This window comes from Agrobacterium sp. CG674, assembly GCF_053521645.1.
In genome coordinates this window covers 131,036-148,261 of the sequence record NZ_JBNWDZ010000001.1, presented here as the reverse complement: position 1 = coordinate 148,261, position 17,226 = coordinate 131,036, and the positions used below count along the sequence as shown (strand labels likewise).

19 protein-coding genes are annotated in these 17,226 nt (G+C 57.0%); 2 read left to right on the top strand and 17 right to left on the bottom strand.

Features of this window, described 5'->3' with window-relative positions; all coding sequences use genetic code 11:
• Positions 1–10: 10 nt before the first annotated feature.
• From truA to def, 3 genes are read right to left on the bottom strand one after another with little or no spacing between them, the layout of a single operon-like run.
• Positions 11–817, bottom strand: coding sequence for a tRNA pseudouridine(38-40) synthase TruA (gene truA, locus ACQZ51_RS00715; protein WP_448774499.1), 807 nt, complete (start codon positions 815–817; stop codon positions 11–13).
• Positions 817–1,752: a methionyl-tRNA formyltransferase gene (gene fmt / locus ACQZ51_RS00710; protein ID WP_448774497.1), complete on the bottom strand. Its 936-nt coding sequence runs from the start codon at positions 1,750–1,752 to the stop codon at positions 817–819. Before fmt ends, truA begins: the two co-directional genes overlap by 1 nt.
• Before the next feature lie 51 nt (positions 1,753–1,803).
• Positions 1,804–2,316: a peptide deformylase gene (gene def / locus ACQZ51_RS00705; RefSeq protein WP_448774495.1), complete on the bottom strand. Its 513-nt coding sequence runs from the start codon at positions 2,314–2,316 to the stop codon at positions 1,804–1,806.
• Between the two features lie 150 nt (positions 2,317–2,466).
• Here def and ACQZ51_RS00700 point away from each other — a divergent pair, with 150 nt between their 5' ends.
• Together ACQZ51_RS00700 and ACQZ51_RS00695 are read left to right on the top strand one after the other, a co-directional pair.
• Positions 2,467–3,663 carry a DNA recombination protein RmuC gene (locus tag ACQZ51_RS00700; protein ID WP_448774493.1) on the top strand — a complete coding sequence of 399 codons (1,197 nt, stop codon included), beginning with the start codon at positions 2,467–2,469 and terminating at the stop codon, positions 3,661–3,663.
• A 61-nt stretch (positions 3,664–3,724) separates the two neighbouring features.
• Positions 3,725–4,624, top strand: a complete 900-nt coding sequence (locus ACQZ51_RS00695) for a ribokinase (RefSeq protein WP_448774491.1) — start codon at positions 3,725–3,727, stop codon at positions 4,622–4,624.
• Positions 4,625–4,631: 7 nt separating this feature from the next.
• Here ACQZ51_RS00695 and trmB read toward each other — a convergent pair whose 3' ends face one another.
• The 14 genes from trmB to ACQZ51_RS00625 form a co-directional block, all read right to left on the bottom strand.
• Complete coding sequence (gene trmB / locus ACQZ51_RS00690) at positions 4,632–5,330, bottom strand: tRNA (guanine(46)-N(7))-methyltransferase TrmB (protein ID WP_448774489.1); 699 nt, start codon at positions 5,328–5,330, stop codon at positions 4,632–4,634.
• A gap of 107 nt (positions 5,331–5,437) precedes the next feature.
• Positions 5,438–6,703: a methionine adenosyltransferase gene (gene metK, locus ACQZ51_RS00685; protein ID WP_448774487.1), complete on the bottom strand. Its 1,266-nt coding sequence runs from the start codon at positions 6,701–6,703 to the stop codon at positions 5,438–5,440.
• Between the two features lie 190 nt (positions 6,704–6,893).
• A complete protein-coding gene (locus ACQZ51_RS00680; RefSeq protein ID WP_042616229.1) occupies positions 6,894–7,313 on the bottom strand; it encodes a helix-turn-helix domain-containing protein in 420 nt (139 codons plus the stop codon).
• Between the two features lie 144 nt (positions 7,314–7,457).
• Positions 7,458–9,047: an apolipoprotein N-acyltransferase gene (gene lnt / locus ACQZ51_RS00675; RefSeq protein ID WP_448774484.1), complete on the bottom strand. Its 1,590-nt coding sequence runs from the start codon at positions 9,045–9,047 to the stop codon at positions 7,458–7,460.
• A gap of 204 nt (positions 9,048–9,251) precedes the next feature.
• Positions 9,252–10,388, bottom strand: a complete 1,137-nt coding sequence (locus tag ACQZ51_RS00670) for a hemolysin family protein (protein WP_448774482.1) — start codon at positions 10,386–10,388, stop codon at positions 9,252–9,254.
• A gap of 17 nt (positions 10,389–10,405) precedes the next feature.
• Positions 10,406–10,912 carry an rRNA maturation RNase YbeY gene (ybeY, locus tag ACQZ51_RS00665; protein WP_448774480.1) on the bottom strand — a complete coding sequence of 169 codons (507 nt, stop codon included), beginning with the start codon at positions 10,910–10,912 and terminating at the stop codon, positions 10,406–10,408.
• A gap of 8 nt (positions 10,913–10,920) precedes the next feature.
• Complete coding sequence (locus ACQZ51_RS00660) at positions 10,921–11,976, bottom strand: PhoH family protein (RefSeq protein ID WP_192063184.1); 1,056 nt, start codon at positions 11,974–11,976, stop codon at positions 10,921–10,923.
• Positions 11,977–12,022: 46 nt separating this feature from the next.
• Positions 12,023–13,420, bottom strand: coding sequence for a tRNA (N6-isopentenyl adenosine(37)-C2)-methylthiotransferase MiaB (gene miaB / locus ACQZ51_RS00655; protein ID WP_192063183.1), 1,398 nt, complete (start codon positions 13,418–13,420; stop codon positions 12,023–12,025).
• 50 nt (positions 13,421–13,470) lie between these two features.
• A complete protein-coding gene (olsA, locus tag ACQZ51_RS00650; RefSeq protein ID WP_448774478.1) occupies positions 13,471–14,271 on the bottom strand; it encodes a lyso-ornithine lipid O-acyltransferase in 801 nt (266 codons plus the stop codon).
• A gap of 30 nt (positions 14,272–14,301) precedes the next feature.
• Positions 14,302–14,730: a Fur family transcriptional regulator gene (locus ACQZ51_RS00645; protein ID WP_448774476.1), complete on the bottom strand. Its 429-nt coding sequence runs from the start codon at positions 14,728–14,730 to the stop codon at positions 14,302–14,304.
• 66 nt (positions 14,731–14,796) lie between these two features.
• Entirely contained in the window at positions 14,797–15,291 is a 495-nt protein-coding gene (locus ACQZ51_RS00640) for a GNAT family N-acetyltransferase (protein ID WP_448774475.1), read from the bottom strand.
• A 39-nt stretch (positions 15,292–15,330) separates the two neighbouring features.
• Complete coding sequence (gene tsaB / locus ACQZ51_RS00635; protein ID WP_448774474.1) at positions 15,331–15,999, bottom strand: tRNA (adenosine(37)-N6)-threonylcarbamoyltransferase complex dimerization subunit type 1 TsaB; 669 nt, start codon at positions 15,997–15,999, stop codon at positions 15,331–15,333.
• Positions 16,000–16,017: 18 nt separating this feature from the next.
• Positions 16,018–16,581, bottom strand: a complete 564-nt coding sequence (locus ACQZ51_RS00630; RefSeq protein WP_042616219.1) for a NifU family protein — start codon at positions 16,579–16,581, stop codon at positions 16,018–16,020.
• 145 nt (positions 16,582–16,726) lie between these two features.
• Entirely contained in the window at positions 16,727–17,218 is a 492-nt protein-coding gene (locus tag ACQZ51_RS00625; protein WP_243256857.1) for a universal stress protein, read from the bottom strand.
• Between the last annotated feature and the right edge of the window lie 8 nt (positions 17,219–17,226).

Below are 17,226 nucleotides of genomic sequence, written 5' to 3'. Positions count from 1 at the left end.
TCGGGTGCGATCACGATAGATCGTCACCGTCAGCCGCAACCTCAGGTCGTGGCTTTCTGGGCGGTATCACATCGGGATAATCCACCTGCATGAAATAGAGGCCCTCGGGCGGCGCAACAGGGCCGCAGGCCTTGCGATCCCGAGCCTCGAGGGCTGCCTTCACATCATCCACCGTCATGCCGCCATCCCCCGCCAGTTTCAGCGTACCGGCAAAGGAGCGGATCTGATTGTGCAGAAAGCTTTGGGCCGTAGCGCGGATCTCGATCAGGTCGCCATCGCGTGTCACATCCAGCCGGTCAAGCGTGCGCACCGGGCTGTTGGCCTGACAGTGCACGGAGCGGAAGGTCGTGAAATCATGTCGCCCGACCAAAGTCTGCGCTGCCGCGTGCATGGCCTCATGGTCAAGGTCTTTCGATACCCACCAGGCGCGCTTGTGTTCAAGCGCCAGCCGCGATTTGCGGCAGATGATACGGTACAGATAATGGCGGCGAAGGGCTGAAAAGCGTGCGTCGAAATCCTCTGTGACCGCCTCGACATCAAGAATCGAGACCGCTTCGCCCGCCATGGACAGATGGGCGTTCAGCGCATTTCGCAGCTTGTAGGGTTCCCACTCCCGTGTCAGATCCACATGGGTGACTTGCCCCTTGGCATGAACGCCGGAATCGGTACGACCAGCACCGCGAAAGCTGACGGTTTCTTCTGTCAGCGAGAAAACCGCAGCCTCCAGCGCGCCTTGCACGGAGGGGCCGTTGGTCTGTCGTTGCCAGCCATAATAGGGCGAACCATCATATTCGACGGTCATGCGAAAGCGTGGCATCAGCCGAGCCTCGTGCCGACAGAGACCTTCGTGCCGCGCAGAAAATCATCCGCCAGCATGGGTTTGCCCCCGGCCTTTTGCAGGCGCAAAAGGCGAACTGCACCGCTGCCACAGGCAATTGTCAGCGCATCATCCAAAACGGAACCAGCCTCACCCATGCCGCTCGCAACCTGCGATTCCAGCACCTTCACCCGCTCGGCCTTGCCGCCGATATCCATTTCGAACCATGCGCCAGGAAAGGGCGAGAGGCCCCTGATGTGGTTGTGTACATCCTGACTGGAGCGGGAAAAATCAATGCGGGTTTCACCCTTGTCAATCTTTGCCGCGTAGACCACACCTTCGTCTGGCTGCAGGGTGACAGGCAGATCGCCATCTTCGAGCTTCAGCATCGCATCGCGCATCAGCCGCGCACCCGCCAGCATCAGGCTGTCATGCAGCGCGCCAACCGTCATGTCAGGCGTAATCGTGACGCGGGCTGTGAGGGCGACAGGGCCGGTGTCCAGCCCCTTTTCCATCTGCATCACCATGATGCCGGTTTCTGCATCACCTGCCATGATGGCACGCTGAATGGGGGCGGCACCGCGCCAGCGCGGTAGGAGCGAGGCATGGCCATTATAGCAGCCCAGCCGCGTGCCGCTCAAAATGGCATCCGGCAATAGCAAGCCGTAGGCCACGACAACCGCCACATCGGCATTGAAGTCCCTGAACGTTGCCCGGTCTTCCTCTGCCTTGAAATTGAGAGGTGTCAGAACCGGAATGCCGAGCAATTCGGCGGCCTGATGGACTGGTGATTTCTGCAGATCAAGTCCGCGACGTCCGCCGGGACGTGGCGGCTGCGTATAGACCGCCACGATCTCATGGCCTGCATCGACAAGGGCGCGCAAGGTGGGAACGGAAAAGTCCGGTGTACCCATGAAAATGATGCGAAGTGCCATGGATGCCCCCTGTCCCGCAGACGTACCCGTCGATCTGAAGAGATCGGCGGATCAGAATTTTGCGCGGGCCGCTTTGGTGAATTTCTTGATGACCATTTCCCGCTTCAATCGGGAAATGTGGTCGATGAACAGCACACCGTTCAGATGGTCGATTTCGTGTTGCAGACAGGTTGCCAGCAAACCGTCAGCCTCAAGCGTCTGCTTTTTGCCCTCGCGGTCGATGTAAGCCAATGTCAGGGCTGCGGGCCGCTCCACCTCTGCATAATAATCGGGGATCGAAAGACAGCCCTCCTCATAGGTCGAAACATCATCCGACACGGTGAGGATTTCAGGATTGATGAAAACGACAGGCTTGCGGTCCTCATCTTCACGCGAAATATCGATGACAAGCATGCGGCGCGGCACACCGATCTGAATGGCGGCAAGGCCAATGCCCGGCGCATCATACATCGTTTCCAGCATGTCATCGGCCAGCCGCGTGATCTCGGCATCCACCTGTTCGATGGGCTTGGATTGTTGGCGCAGCAAAGGATCAGGCAAAATAATAAGAGGTTTGATCGTCATGGCTTCCCCATAACGCATCTCTTCTTTCGAGGAAACAAAAAATAGAAGGCACCATCTGCTCCTTGAAAGACGGAAAAGCAGACTCATTTACGCCGTGGAAATGTTCATGCTTTGATCTGACGAATCACGGGAAATCTGTTAGATTTACTTATGAACATTGATTTTAACGCACTTGGTACGACAGCTTTCAGTCTTGGTGGCAACGACATATCGGTTGGCGCACTGCTTGCCCTTCTCCTTGTCGGATGTCTTGTCGCGGCGATCCTTATCTTGCGAAGGCCGCCGGTGGTTGACCAGTCGCGGGATGAGATCACCGAGCTTTTAAGAACTCAGTCGGAACTGCATGGGCGCATTGCCGCGATGACGGAGAGCCTGAGCGCCCGTCAGAACGAAATGAGCCAGACGCTGAACGACCGTCTGGACGGCATGTCGCAGCGGATCGGCACGACCTTGACTGAGCAGACCCGCTCCACGCATGAAAATCTGAGCAAGTTGCAGGAAAGACTTGCGGTCATCGATGCCGCGCAGGGCAATATTCAGGATCTGGCCAAGGATGTGATCGGCTTGCAGGCCATTCTTTCCAACAAGCAGACACGCGGCGCCTTCGGTCAGGCACGCATGGAAGCTCTGATTGCCGACGCGCTGCCCTCCGGCTCCTATAGCCTGCAGCCTACGCTTTCGAACGGCTTTCGGCCCGATTGCACCATCAGAATGCCCAACAATGCGCCGCCGCTGGTGATCGATGCGAAATTCCCGCTCGAAGCCTGGAATGCGCTGAAAGCAGATGATTCGCCGGAGGCAAAGCGGGCCGCCACGCAGCAGTTTCGCCGGGACATGGAAGTGCATATTCGTGATGTCGCCGACAAATATCTGATTTCGGGTGAAACGCAGGACACCGCCTTTATCTTTGTGCCGTCGGAATCGATCTTTGCCGATATTCACCAGCATTTTGAAAATCTGGTCCAGCGCGCGCACCGCTCCCGCGTCGTCATTGTATCACCCTCCCTCCTGATGCTGTCCGTGCAGGTCATCCAATCGGTGCTGAAGGATCAGCGTATGCGGGAACAGGCCCACCTCATTCAGGGTGAAGTGGCCCTGTTGATGGATGATGTGCGGCGACTGGATGAGCGGACGCGCAAATTGCAGTCTCATTTCGGGCTGGTGCAGAAGGATGTGGACATGATGTTGACCTCGTCTGACAAGGTGCTGGCGCGCGGTGTCAAAATCGAGAGCCTGGATTTTGCGCCCTCGCAAAAGGAAATCGCCCATCTGGAAGCCGAGCAACTGCGCCGCATTTCAGAGGTTCGCGCCGGAGCTGCCAAGCTGAGGGTGGTTGACGACGAGTGATACACCCGGCAAAGTCGCCGTCTGTTTCGACTTCGTTTTTACCCCCTTTGGAATGACCCGCATGATCACAGTTTTCGGCTCCATCAACATGGACCTCGTCGCCATATCCGACCGCCTGCCAAAGCCCGGCGAGACCGTGACCGGCAAATCCTTCTCGACCGCCGCCGGTGGCAAGGGAGCCAATCAGGCGCTGGCCGCACGGCGCGCAGGTGCCACGGTGAAGATGGCTGGTGCCATTGGTGATGATGCGTTCGCCGCGCCCGCCTTGACGCTTCTTCGCGATGCGAGAGCGGATCTGTCGCTCATCAAGACCGTGGCTGTGCCTACCGGAACCGCCGTTATCCTGATTGGCGAAGGCGGGGAAAACATGATTTCGGTCATTCCCGCCGCCAATGGCGAAGTTTCGGCTGAGGATGCAGACCGCGCAATTTCTGAAATGGCTTCAGGCGATATTCTGATGCTACAGTTCGAGGTGCCTGCAGATGCCATCGAGGCCGCGCTAAAGGCCGCCAAGGCAAAACGCGTCACGACCATCATCAACACGGCCCCTTTGACATCGCAGGCGCAGCGCCTGTCGCGCATGGCTGATATCGTGATCGCCAACGAGACGGAGTTCGAGCTTCTGATCCGCAAGGACAATCTTTCCGCCGAACAGCGTGAAAAGGAACTTGTCTCTCTTCACAATGAAACCGGACAGACGCTCATCGTCACACTGGGTGCAGAAGGCGTCATCGCCATTCGCAATGGAAAGCTGGTCAAGGCAAAGGGCCTGAAGATCGAGCCCCTGGATACGGTCGGCGCTGGTGATACCTTCTGCGGTTATCTCGCGGCCAGCCTCGATGCCGGTCTCGACTTTGAAGCGGCACTGCGCCGCGCCGCCGTTGCCGGTTCTCTGGCCTGCACCCGTCCGGGCGCACAGCCATCCATCCCTGTCGCATCCGAGGTGGACGCGAACATCTGATCGGCAATCAGGTCCGGATAAAGGTGAGATAGGCGGAGCTGCGACCCTCGCGCTTCGCCTTGTTCTCGTAGCGCGTGCCCGGCCATGTTGCGAATGGCGTCGTCCAGTCAGCAGAGACCTCAGCCGTCCATTCAAAACCGCCATGGCGCGCGCAATGCTGAAGTGTCCAGTTGAGATAGGTATCGATATCGGAGGCGAAACAGAACTTCGCGCCGGGTTTAAGCACACGGTGAAACCGCGCCAGATTGACGTCCGAGACGAAACGGCGCTTCCAGTGCTTCTTCTTTGGCCATGGGTCCGGATAGAGAAGATCGATGTGATCAATGGACGCATCCGGCAACCAGTCCAGCACCTGCGTCGCGTCATCATCATAAAGGCGGATGTTCATCAGTTCCCGCTCGCGGACCGAGCCCAGCAATTTTGCCATGGAATTGACGAAGGGCTCGACGCCGATAAAGCCCGTATGCGGATTTTCACCGGCGCGGTGAATGAGATGCTCCCCGCCGCCAAAGCCGATTTCGAGCCGGATGGATTTCACATCGGCCGGAAACAGTGCCGCGAGTGTCTGAGGTGGCGGCGTCGCAAGGTCGAGCTTTAGCAATGGCAGGAGGTTCTCGATGGAATCAGCCTGCTGCTCGCGCAGGGGCTTGCCTTTGCGCCGACCAAAAAACGCTTCCGTTGAGCGTGAGCGTCGTTCTTCCGTCATTTCCACACTCTCATGCAAATGGAGAACCCGCACCGTGCCTTCCATGGCACCGCGCGGGTTTCAGATTTTTCAAACCGTATCTCTCAATCAGCGATGATTGACAAGCCTTATGCGGCTTTCAAAGCATCCTTGAGCGGCTTGACCAGATCGAGCTTCTCCCAGGAGAAGGAGCCGTCACGGCCAGCCTTGCGGCCGAAATGACCGTAGGAAGAGGTCTTGGCATAGATCGGCTTGTTGAGGTCGAGGTGACGACGAATGCCCGATGGGGAGAGGTCGATGACCTTGCGGATCGCGGCTTCGACTTCATCTTCGCTGAGTGTGCCGGTCTGGTGGAAATCAACATAGACGGACAGAGGCTGAGCGACGCCAATGGCGTAAGACAGTTGGATCGTGCAACGATCTGCCAGTCCTGCTGCAACGACGTTCTTGGCGATGTAACGTGCCGCGTAGGCTGCCGAACGGTCAACCTTTGTGGTGTCCTTACCGGAGAACGCACCGCCGCCATGGGGAGCCGCGCCACCATAGGTGTCCACGATGATCTTGCGGCCGGTGAGACCCGCGTCGCCATCAGGACCGCCAATAACGAACTTGCCGGTCGGGTTGATGTACCACTGGCAATCATCGGCAATCTTCAGGTCGCCCAATGCTTCGCGGATGTAGGGCTCAACGACGGAGCGAACCTTCTTGGAGTCCCAGCTCGCGTCCAGATGCTGCGTCGACAGGACGATGGAAACGGCTTCCGACGCCTTTCCATCGACGTAACGCACGGTTACCTGGCTCTTGGCATCAGGACCAAGCTTTGCAGCTTCACCTTCGCCGCTTTTACGCGCCGTGGCCAGAAGCTGAAGGATGCGGTGCGAATAATAGATCGGCGCCGGCATCAGATCAGGCGTTTCCTTGCAGGCGTAGCCGAACATAATGCCCTGGTCGCCAGCGCCTTCATCACCCTGCTTGTCGGATGCGTTATCCACGCCCTGCGCAATATCAGCCGACTGCGGGTGAAGCAGAACGTCAATCTTTGCGGTCTTCCAATGGAAGCCGTCCTGCTCGTAACCGATATCGCGGATGGCCTTGCGGGCTGCTGCCTTGAACTTGGCGGGGTTGATAAGGGGATGGCCGTTTGCGTCATTGACGACGTTGCCGTCCTTGTCCTTCTTCAAAAGCGTATCGGGAACACGCACTTCACCGGCGATAATCACGCGGTTGGTTGTGGCCAGCGTCTCGCATGCGATGCGCACAGTCCAAGGATCAACCCCGGTCTTGGCTGCTTCGCGGTAAATGAGATCAACGATTTCATCGGAAATGCGGTCACAAACCTTGTCAGGGTGACCTTCAGCAACGGACTCGCTGGTGAATAGGTAGTTGGCACGCATGCGGGATTCCCCTCAAAGAAACGGTCCTGATTTGTTAGTCAAATTGTGTGGAAAAAACAAGGACACAACGACATAAATATATCTTTATATCGGAATTCCTAAAATCATCCTTACCCAAACAGAAACAGTACCGCCCAATAAAAAACGGCCCCGAAGGACCGTTTGAGATGCAACAACTGAGCCGATGATTTTACTCGGTATCGCCTTCGGCAGCCAAGGCCTTGACGAGATCTACGATGCGGCGGCGCACCTTCGGGTCTGTTATCTTGACGAATGCGCGGTTCAACTGCAGGCCTTCCGAGGAAGAGAGGAAGTCCACGACATAGTTGGAGCTGCTGGCTTCCGCCATGCCAGTTGGGGTGACACCCTGATCGCCTGGCGCATCTTCAAAGAAGAACGACACGGGCACATTCAAGATACCGGAAATATTCTGAAGACGGCTCGCGCCAACCCGGTTCGTTCCTTTTTCGTATTTCTGAATTTGCTGGAACGTAATGCCAAGGCTTTCGCCGAGTTTTTCCTGGCTCATACCCAGCATGGTCCGGCGAAGGCGGATGCGGCTTCCGACGTGAATGTCGATCGGGTTCGGCTTCTTCTTGTTCTCTGTCATTTATTAAGGTCCTGACATTCAGTTCTTCGGTTTATCGACTACACGCCTGTTCAAATCCTGAATTGCTGGATTGTCACCGCACGCAATATATCATGTGCGTTGTGCAACCTGACAAGTTCACTATGCAATTTTAGGGGTTTTGGGTCAATTCTTACGTTTCATCAAACCTATCCGCGAAATCACTGATATTACGAGCAATATTGCAAAGAACAACCAAAAGTATATTTGTCGCATATCGTCAATAAGTACACCAGTAGCCGCACCACTTAAAGTGGAATCAATGATTCCTTTTTGACCATAGTCAAGTCCTGCGGCAATTCGCCCCACAGGGTCTATTATTGCCGAAACGCCGGTGTTGGCAGCGCGAATCACTGGAAGTCCTGTCTCGACTGCGCGGATGCGGGCCTGTTGCAAATGCTGGTAGGGTCCCGGCGTATTTCCAAACCAACCGTCATTCGTCACATTGAGAATGGCGGTCGATGTCGCAATATCTTTTGGTACTTCGCCGGGGAAGATGATCTCGTAGCAAATGAACGAATAGAGTTTCTTGCCCGATGGCAGCGTGATCGGCTCACGCGTCGCAGCCGGTGAAAACCCGCCGGGAAGGTTGATCAAATTCTCGATGCCGAAACGGCGCAGGATATTTTCAAACGGAACATATTCACCGAACGGAACGAGGTGAACCTTATCCGTCGCGCCGATGATCTGGCCCTGGCTGTCGATCGCATAGACGGAATTGTAGTAACGCGTTTGCTGCCCAGCTCCTGCATCTTCCATCCGCACGGCACCCGTCAGCAAAATCTGCCCGTCAGACAGGGTCTTTGCGATTTCCTGAAGGGCGTCCGGGTTTTGGGTGAGAATGAAAGGAACGGATGTTTCGGGCCAGACAATGATGTCTGGGACTTTCTGCCCGGACGTTGGTGGCAAAGCCGAGAGGCGCAGGTGTTCATTGAATATCTCGGCGCGGTCGGCGTTGAGCATCTTGCGGGACTGGTCGATGTCAGGCTGTACGATCCTGACCGTCAAGGCATCGCTATCGACCGCCAGCGGCTGGCTCAATCGATAGGCGCCATAGCCCAGATGTCCTGCCAACATTGCCACGGCGATACACAGACCGGGAACCATGCCTTTTTTTGTGCCCAGAAGCGTCGGACTGGCAAAAATGAAGACTGCCAGCATCGACATGCCGAAAATGCCGATCAGGTTCGATGTCTGCATCATCAACGGCACGGGCATCAAACCAAAGCCGACGCTGTTCCAGGGAAAGCCGGTCAGAACGAAGCTGCGCAACCATTCGATCAGACCGAAGGCTGCGGCAAGCGCGGCAATCCTGCCCCAACCATCAGACCAAAGCAGATTGGCCAGCATCACGGCAAGTCCGTAAAAAATGGCCAGACAGGCAGGCAGGCCGAGAATGGCAAGCGGCAAGGCCCAGGCAAATTCTTCCGCTTCCAGAAGCAGCGCATTGCCCATCCACCACAGGCTGGCGACGAAATAGCCCAAACCGAAGAGCCAGCCGATGGTGAATGTCTTCCAGCCGCGCGACCACACGCCACCATCGGGATTGCCCGTGGCGCCATCGATCAACCAGACAAGCAGCGTGAAAGATACAAAGAGAGCCGCAAAAAAACCGAAGGGCGGAAGGGCCAGCGCGCCAATTGCGCCTGCGGCTGTTGTCAGCGCTACCCGGCCAAAACCATTGCTCAACATGATCTTGCCCGCCAGCCGTTCCATGTCATCTCCAAGCCTGAAGGCGCCGCAAGGCGTTGATCCACGGAAAAACACACCGCTCGCCTACGGCTGTAATGTAAAAAAAAGCGCCCGTCCACCGCGCGCCGCCTCGCCAGGGCCAGGGCTTGCCGCAACGGGCATGCGGCACTTTCGAAAACCCCGGAAACAAGTCAGGGGTTTCCAATATTCCGTTATTTGAGCCTGAGATCAAACGGTCGCATTGTCAGAGCGGCTTTGCGGTGCCGGTAAAGAGAGAACAACCTGGCTTGCGGCATTGGCCGGCGCTTGGTCATCTTCACCTTCGGATGATTGATTGCGCACGATACGAACACCCTTGATGCGGCGAGAATCGGCGTCGAGAATGTGGAATTCGAAACCGGGAACGGCACGAACCACCTCACCCTTTACCGGAATACGGCCAAGCGCAAAGAAGATCAGCCCGCCCAGCGTGTCGATTTCTTCGATATGCTCACGCACGTCGAAATCGTGGCCGATGGCCTCGGCAAGCTCCGTCAACTCGGCGCGCGCATCAGCGATGAACACACCATCCGACAGGCGCGAGAACATCGTCTCGTCCTTGTCGTGCTCATCGTCAATGTCACCAATGACCATCTCGACGATATCTTCATGGCTCACGAGACCGTCTGTGCCGCCATATTCGTCGATGACCAATGCCAGCTGTGTGCGCTGGGCCTGCATGGTTTTCAGCAAAGTGGATGCCAGCATGGATGATGGCACGAAGAGAATTTTGCGCACCAGACCAGCGTCTGCCAGCGTCTTTTCCAGATCAACACGGGCGAGGTCAAAATTCGAGCGGGGTGACTTTGCGACCCGTACGCCCTCGCTTGCAACGCCCCGTGAACCGACGCGGCGCTTGTTGCGGGCCTGCTTGCCGATAAAGGCCAGCAGGTCGCGAATATGGATCATGCCCTTGGGATTATCCAGCGTCTCATCATAGACAGGCATGCGCGAGCGACCGGTTTCTTCAAACAGGATCATCGCTTCACCAACGGTCATGTCCTGATCAAGGCCATCAATATCCACACGCGGGATCATGATGTCCTCGACGCGCACTTCCCGGAACCGAAGGATATTGTTGAGCATCGCTCGCTCTTCGGGCGTGAATGCGGCACCAATTTCGGTGTCTGTCATCAATGCGTCGGTAATGTCTTCACGAAGACGCTCGCCCTGCGATGGCTTCAAGAGCCGCGAGATGCGAGACCAGATGCTTGCCCTGGGTTTCGACTGGTAGTCCTGACGTAAGGGACTACTGCCTTCCTCCGATGAGGATTGTTCCCCGGTGTCTTTGCCCTCGAGGGGCGGTCGTGCCGAATGTTCGCTCATGGTCCCAAACTGTTAAATCAAAGCGGTTCCTGGCCCGCATAAGGATCAGATAGACCAAGCTTGGCCAAAATGCGAGTCTCAAGCTCTTCCATTTCTTCCGCATCGTTTGTTTCGATGTGGTCGTAGCCGAAAAGATGAAGGAATCCATGGACCAGAAGATGGGTCAAATGATCATCAAAACTCTTTTCGAGATCGCGTGCTTCACGCTCCACGGTCTCGAAAGCGATGATGATATCGCCCAACATCGGCCCGGGCATGCCACCTGGTTCCAGCGGATAGGCCGGAAAAGACAGCACATTCGTGGGCTTGTCCATGTCGCGCCATTCCGCGTTGATCTCGCGGATTGACGCATCATCGGTAAAGACGAGCGACAATTCGGTCGGAACAGGCGGAAACGGCTGTTCTTCTTCAGCTTTCAGAAAATCAACAGCCAGATCCAAGACCCGGCTGCTGAACGCAAAAAGCTCTTCTTCCGATGGCCATTTTTCAGCTTCGACGCTGATCTGAATATCCAGTGACGTCATGTCTTGCTTCAGTTGCCCCTTGGCAGACTTTCATCCGGCACAGCGGTCTGCGCTTCGTAGGCGCGGACGATGCGTGCGACCATCGGGTGGCGAACGACGTCGACATCCTTGAAGCGAACGACAGACACACCTTCGACGTCAGTCAGAATCTGAAGGGCATCAACGAGGCCGGATTTCATGCCGCGTGGCAAGTCGACCTGGCTTGGGTCGCCCGTTACGATCATGCGACCATTTTCGCCCAGACGCGTCAGAAACATCTTCATCTGCATCGTGGTCGTGTTCTGCGCTTCGTCGAGAATGACGACCGCATTGGCGAGTGTGCGTCCGCGCATGAAGGCAAGCGGCGCGATTTCGATGACACCCGCCTGAATGGCACGCTCCACCTTGTCACCCGGCATCATGTCGTACAGCGCGTCGTAAAGCGGGCGCAGATAGGGATCGACCTTTTCCTTCATGTCGCCGGGCAAAAAGCCCAGACGCTCGCCCGCTTCAACAGCCGGGCGGGACAGAATGATACGATCCACAACGCCGCGTTCCAGCAATTGCGCTGCATGGGCCACGGCCAGATAGGTCTTGCCGGTGCCTGCGGGGCCAACACCGAAGACAAGCTCCGACCGTTCCAGCGCCCGCATATAGACATCCTGCGTCGGCGTGCGGGCAGCGATGGTCTTCTTGCGGGTGGAAATCTGGGCCATGGAAACCTTGGCCTTGCGCTCCATCGTCGGCAGGGTCAGCTGATCATCAGCCGCCATGGCCATGCGGATGGCACCTTCGACGTCGGACACTTCAACGGTGCCGCCTTTTTGAAGGCGCTCGTAAAGGCTATCCAGAGCGCGGCGGGCCTGATTGGTGGCTACCAGCTCGCCTGTGATGGCAACAGAATTGCCACGCGGGCGCGCGTCGATGTTCAAACGCTGTTCCAGCAATTTGAGGTTCTGATCGAACTGACCGAATAGCTCTCCGGCTATCCTGTTATTCTCGAACGTGAGGACGAAGTGATTGGCGTCGGTCGCGGCTGGGCGTGGCTGGCGCGATGGGGGTGATACCAATTCGGTTGCGTTCAAGCGGTCAGGCTCCCGTTCTTATCAGTGTGGGTCCCTCACTCTAGCTTCATGCCACCTCGGCAAACAAGCTGTTTGGACCCGTCGCGGTGATTCGTACATGAATAATGTCGCCGATTTTCATGTCGTTTGCATCAAGATTCACAGATTGCAGCCAAGGAGATCTTCCGATCAACTGACCGGGCATGCGGCCCGGCTTCTCCAGCAACACATCCATGGTTTTGCCGACCAGCGACCCGGCAAATTCATGCTGTTGTTTCAAAAGCAATGCCTGAAGGCGCTCGAGCCTCTCAGACTTCACATCTTCCGCCACCTGATCGGTCAAATCCGCACCCGGCGTACCGGGACGTGTCGAATATTTGAACGAGAAGGCCTGCGCGTATTTCACCTCTTCCACCATCGCCAGCGTGTCTTCGAAATCACGATCCGTCTCGCCTGGGAAGCCGACAATAAAGTCTCCAGACATGGCAATATCAGGGCGGGCGCCACGAATCTTTTCGATAAGCCTAATATACTCATCGCCCGTATGGCGACGATTCATGGCCTTGAGAATTCGATCCGAGCCGGATTGCACGGGAAGATGCAGATAAGGCATCAGGATGCGCAGGTCACGATGCGCCTCGATCAATCGCTCATCCATGTCCCGCGGATGGCTGGTGGTGTAGCGCAGGCGAGCAATGCCGGGAATTTCAGCGAGCCGATAGAGCAGTTCGGCGAGACCCCATTGCTGACCATCCGGTCCTGCGGATCGCCACGCATTGACGTTCTGGCCAAGCAGCGTGATTTCCCGCACGCCGGAATCGGCCAGACGCTTGGCTTCATCAACGATCTGCTGCACTGGCCGGGATACTTCCGACCCGCGCGTGTATGGCACGACGCAGAAGGTACAGAACTTGTCGCAGCCTTCCTGCACCGTCAGAAAGGCGGTAACGCCACGCGCCCGGATCTTCGACTGTTCAGCCGCTGGAAGGTGCTCGAATTTGTCTTCGACCGCATAATCCGTTTCGATCACGCGCTCGCCACCGCGCACACGGCGCAGGGCCTCAGGCAGACGGTGATAGGTCTGCGGGCCGATCACGACATCCACGGCAGGTGCGCGGCGCAGGATTTCCTCGCCTTCCGCCTGGGCCACACAACCGGCCACGCCGATCACGAATTCCCGGCCCTGCTCTTCGCGTGATTTTTTCATATCGCGCAATCGGCCAAGCGCGGAATAGACCTTCTCTGCCGCCCTTTCGCGAATATGACAGGTATTGAGAAGCACCAGATCCGCCTCGTCAATGTCCTCGGTCGGCTCGTAGCCGTCCTTGGTCAGAGCATCGCTCATGCGCACGGAATCATAGACGTTCATCTGACAGCCATAGGTCTTGATGAAGACCTTGCGGCTGTTGGTACCGTCGAAATGCGTGTTTGGGGCGGCCTCAAGGCCGATCATGTCCTGGGTCATGGCCGTTATCTAATGATTCTAACCGCTACATTAAACAGAAAAATGCGAGATCACCGCGACTTTCGCCAGCCGCCGCGCAAACTGAAATTCAGCAGCTCCCTCAGCGACGCCGTTGTCTTAGCACTCAAGACCTTGCGATTATCGCCGCGATGGAAGGCAAGGGTCTCTCCAAAGGAAACATCGACATCGATAGCGCCCGCCTTCATCAAGGCGAAAAGCGACGGAATCAGTCCGATTGTTCCCGGCCACGCGATCACGCTGCGGTGGTATCTGCCCATCGCCATGCCGTTGATGCCGGTATAGGCGATGGCCACCGGCTGCACATGGACCATCTGCCCCGGCACCTGCTCGGCGGCGCTCGATGCTGCGCCGAAGAGGGAGGACTTGATCGGCAACAGCCTGTTGCCATCCGACGTCGTTCCCTCGGGAAACAGAACGACGATTTCATCATCTGCCATGCGTTGGGCAATCTCGTTGACCTGCGCACCGGCGCTGCGCTTTTGCTCACGCGTGATGAAGATGGTTTTTTGCAGCCGTGCCAGAAGCCCGAAAACCGGCCAATCCCGCACTTCCGTCTTTGCGATGAAGGCAACATCGGCGACGCTGCCCAGTATCATGATATCTGTCCACGACACGTGGTTGACCACAAGGAGCAGCGGCTTTGAAGCCTCAACAGACCCGTGCGTATGAACGGTGATGCCCAGTGCGTGGCAGGCAATCCTGTGCCACGTTCTTGGCAGGCGACGCCGGATTGGCCAATCGAAGCAGAGGCCAACAAGCTGTATCGGCAACAGAAACAGCGTGGCCACTGTCAGAACGGCGATCAGGTAAATAAGCCGCAACCACTTCATCGCTGCATTCGCTTGTGGTTCCCTCGGGTTTCAGCGCTCTTCAGGCTTGAGAGGAACGCCATAAAGCTCCAGCCGGTGATCCACCAGTTTGAAGCCGTGTTCACGCGCGATCTTTTCCTGAAGCGCTTCGATCTCTGGCGAATGAAACTCAATCACCACGCCATGCTTAAGGTCGATCAGATGATCGTGATGCTCTTCCGGCATCGTCTCATAGCGCGAGCGGCCATCACGAAAGTCGTGCCGCTCGATAATGCCGGCATCTTCGAACAGTTTGACGGTGCGATAGACTGTGGAAATCGAAATGCGGGGATCGACCGCTGACGAGCGGCGATAGAGCTCCTCGACATCGGGATGATCGTCGGCGTCCTGGATCACGCGCGCAATCACACGACGCTGATCGGTCATGCGCATACCGCGTTCGGCACATAATTCTTCCAGGGTTTTGGAAAGGTCTATCACGTCGTCTGGCTTTCAGATGCTTCCGTTCGGATGGCGCTTACGCGCTGCGTTCAATCCTTACACGAACTAGCGAAGATCACACTGCATGACAAGCGCCGTCGATTTTGTCCCATCTTTTGCCGTGTAATAGGCCGGTCTTTCGGCAACGGTTTTGAAGCCCAATTTCCTGTAAAGGCCGATGGCCGAGACATTGCCACCATCAACCTCCAGAAACATGGTCTCAGCACCGCGCATCATCGCTTCGCGCATGACAGACTGCATCAGCCGCCAGCCGAGGCCAGAACGACCGAACTTCTCGCTGACAGCAAGCGTCAGGATTTCCGCCTCGCCTGCCGCCTCACGGCACAGAACGAAACCGCCGAGCGGCTTGCTAAAAAACGCATTGGTCTGACGCACAACCATGCCAAAAACACTGGATTGGCCGAGAAGGCCAGAGAACTCCGCGTCACTCCAGGCGCGCGGGAAGCGCTCCTGATGGAGCAAGGCCACGTCAGCACAATCGGAGTGCTCCATACCCAAAATTTCGAAATAGGGTTTCCAGCTGAGATAGTCGTCAAACATGTCAGGGTTTCATCCGCGGCTACACATGACTTGCCCGTATCAGGCTACCGGGCGACGTTCCAGTGCAAATCCGGTCTGCGGCTTGGCATCGGGTCCGCGCAGATAGAGCGGCGCGGGCTTGGGCATGCCCTGGGGTTTGCTCGCTGCAATGCGGGCCACCGTCACGATATCAAAATGATCGGGCCCGGAGCCGATTTCGGCACCGGCAAAAAGCGGCGCGGCCGAACCAATAATATCGCCCTTGAAATCGGCAAGCACGGCTTTTGCCTCATCAAGATCCAGAAGCGCGGCATCGCTCAGGGGTTGCCCATCCGCATCAAACATCTGGAGATAGGCCTCATTGCGCTTGGCATCCAACCCCACGGCCACGGCCAGACCGGGATTGTCTTGCAGATAACGGGCCGCCAGTGTTTCCAGCGTCGTTACGCCCACGGCCTCAACGCCGAGTGAAAGGGCAAAGCCGCGTGCTGCGGCGACACCCACGCGAATGCCGGTGAAAGAACCCGGCCCGATGGTCACGCCGATCTTTTCCACGGCATCAAGCGTCAAGGACGCCTGGCCTAAAGCATCGTTGATGATGCCCATCAACAGCTCCGCATGGCCCTTGCCGATGTTTTGGGTCACTTCACCCAGCACGACGTCGTCAGCGCTGTCATAAAGACAGGCAGAGCAATCCACACCTGATGTGTCGATGGAAAGAACGATCATCTGAAAAGCCGCTTCTGGTTAGACGGCCTCGACCTCTTGCACCTCAGGAACGAAGTGGCGCAGCAGGTTCTGAACACCGTGCTTCAGCGTTGCCGTGGAGGACGGGCAACCGGAGCATGCACCCTTCATATTAAGGAACACGGTTCCATCGCGAAAACCGCGGAAGGTGATATCGCCACCATCCTGCGCAACGGCAGGGCGGACGCGGGTTTCCAGCAGTTCCTTGATCGTGGCGACAATGGTCTCATCGCCAGCCTCGAAGAATTCTTCTTCCTCATCGGAAATCTCAGCCGCAACCGCCGTGCCCATCAACGGGCGACCGGACATGAAGTGCTCCATGATTGAACCGAGAATCGCTGGTTTCAAATGCTGCCACTCGGCACCATCCTTGCTGACGGTGATGAAGTCGAAGCCGTAATAAACGCCGGTAACGCCGGGAATTTCAAACAGCACCGAGGCCAGTGGCGAGGCTTGCGCCTGCGCGGCATTCAGGAATTCCGCCGTTCCGCTCTCAAGAACAACCTTGCCCGGAAGAAACTTCAAGGTGGCTGGGTTCGGTGTGGATTCCGTTTGAATGAACATGTCGATCTCCTACGGGACAAGCGTTGGCTATCCCGGAATTTAGAATACTTCCAAAGTATGCCGGACGAAGCCTGACTTCAAGTCCTGACATGATAAACCCATTCAAGAAATAAGCATCTCTTGTTTCAGGCTGGCGGGCACTTTCTCAGCAAAGCGCGTCGATTTCCTCATCCGTCAAACTGTCCGGCAGAACCGTGACGGGGATGGGGAACGCCGTTCCGCGCCCGGCAATGGACGAAACCAGCGGTCCTGGGCCTTCCTTTGTCGAACCTGATGCCAGAACGAGGATGGCGATATCACGGTCTTCTTCGATCAGCCCGTGGATCTGTTCGGCCGCACTGCCCTCGCGAATGACAGCTTCGGGCTCCAGCCCCACATTTTCGCGCACCTTCTGCGCAACTTTCGCCAGCGATGCCTCGGCTTCCTCACGGGCCTCGGCGCGCATGATCTGCTCTACGCCGAGCCACTGCTGGAAGTCACCTTCCGGGATCACATAGAGAAGCACCAGAGCGCCGTTGGAATTCTTTGCGCGGCGACCGGCATAATGGACGGCCCTTTCGCATTCTGGCGTCCCGTCGATGACCACCAGAAATTTCCGGCGGTGTCCTTCGAGACGCGAAAGCCGTTTCGATACCATTGCCTACT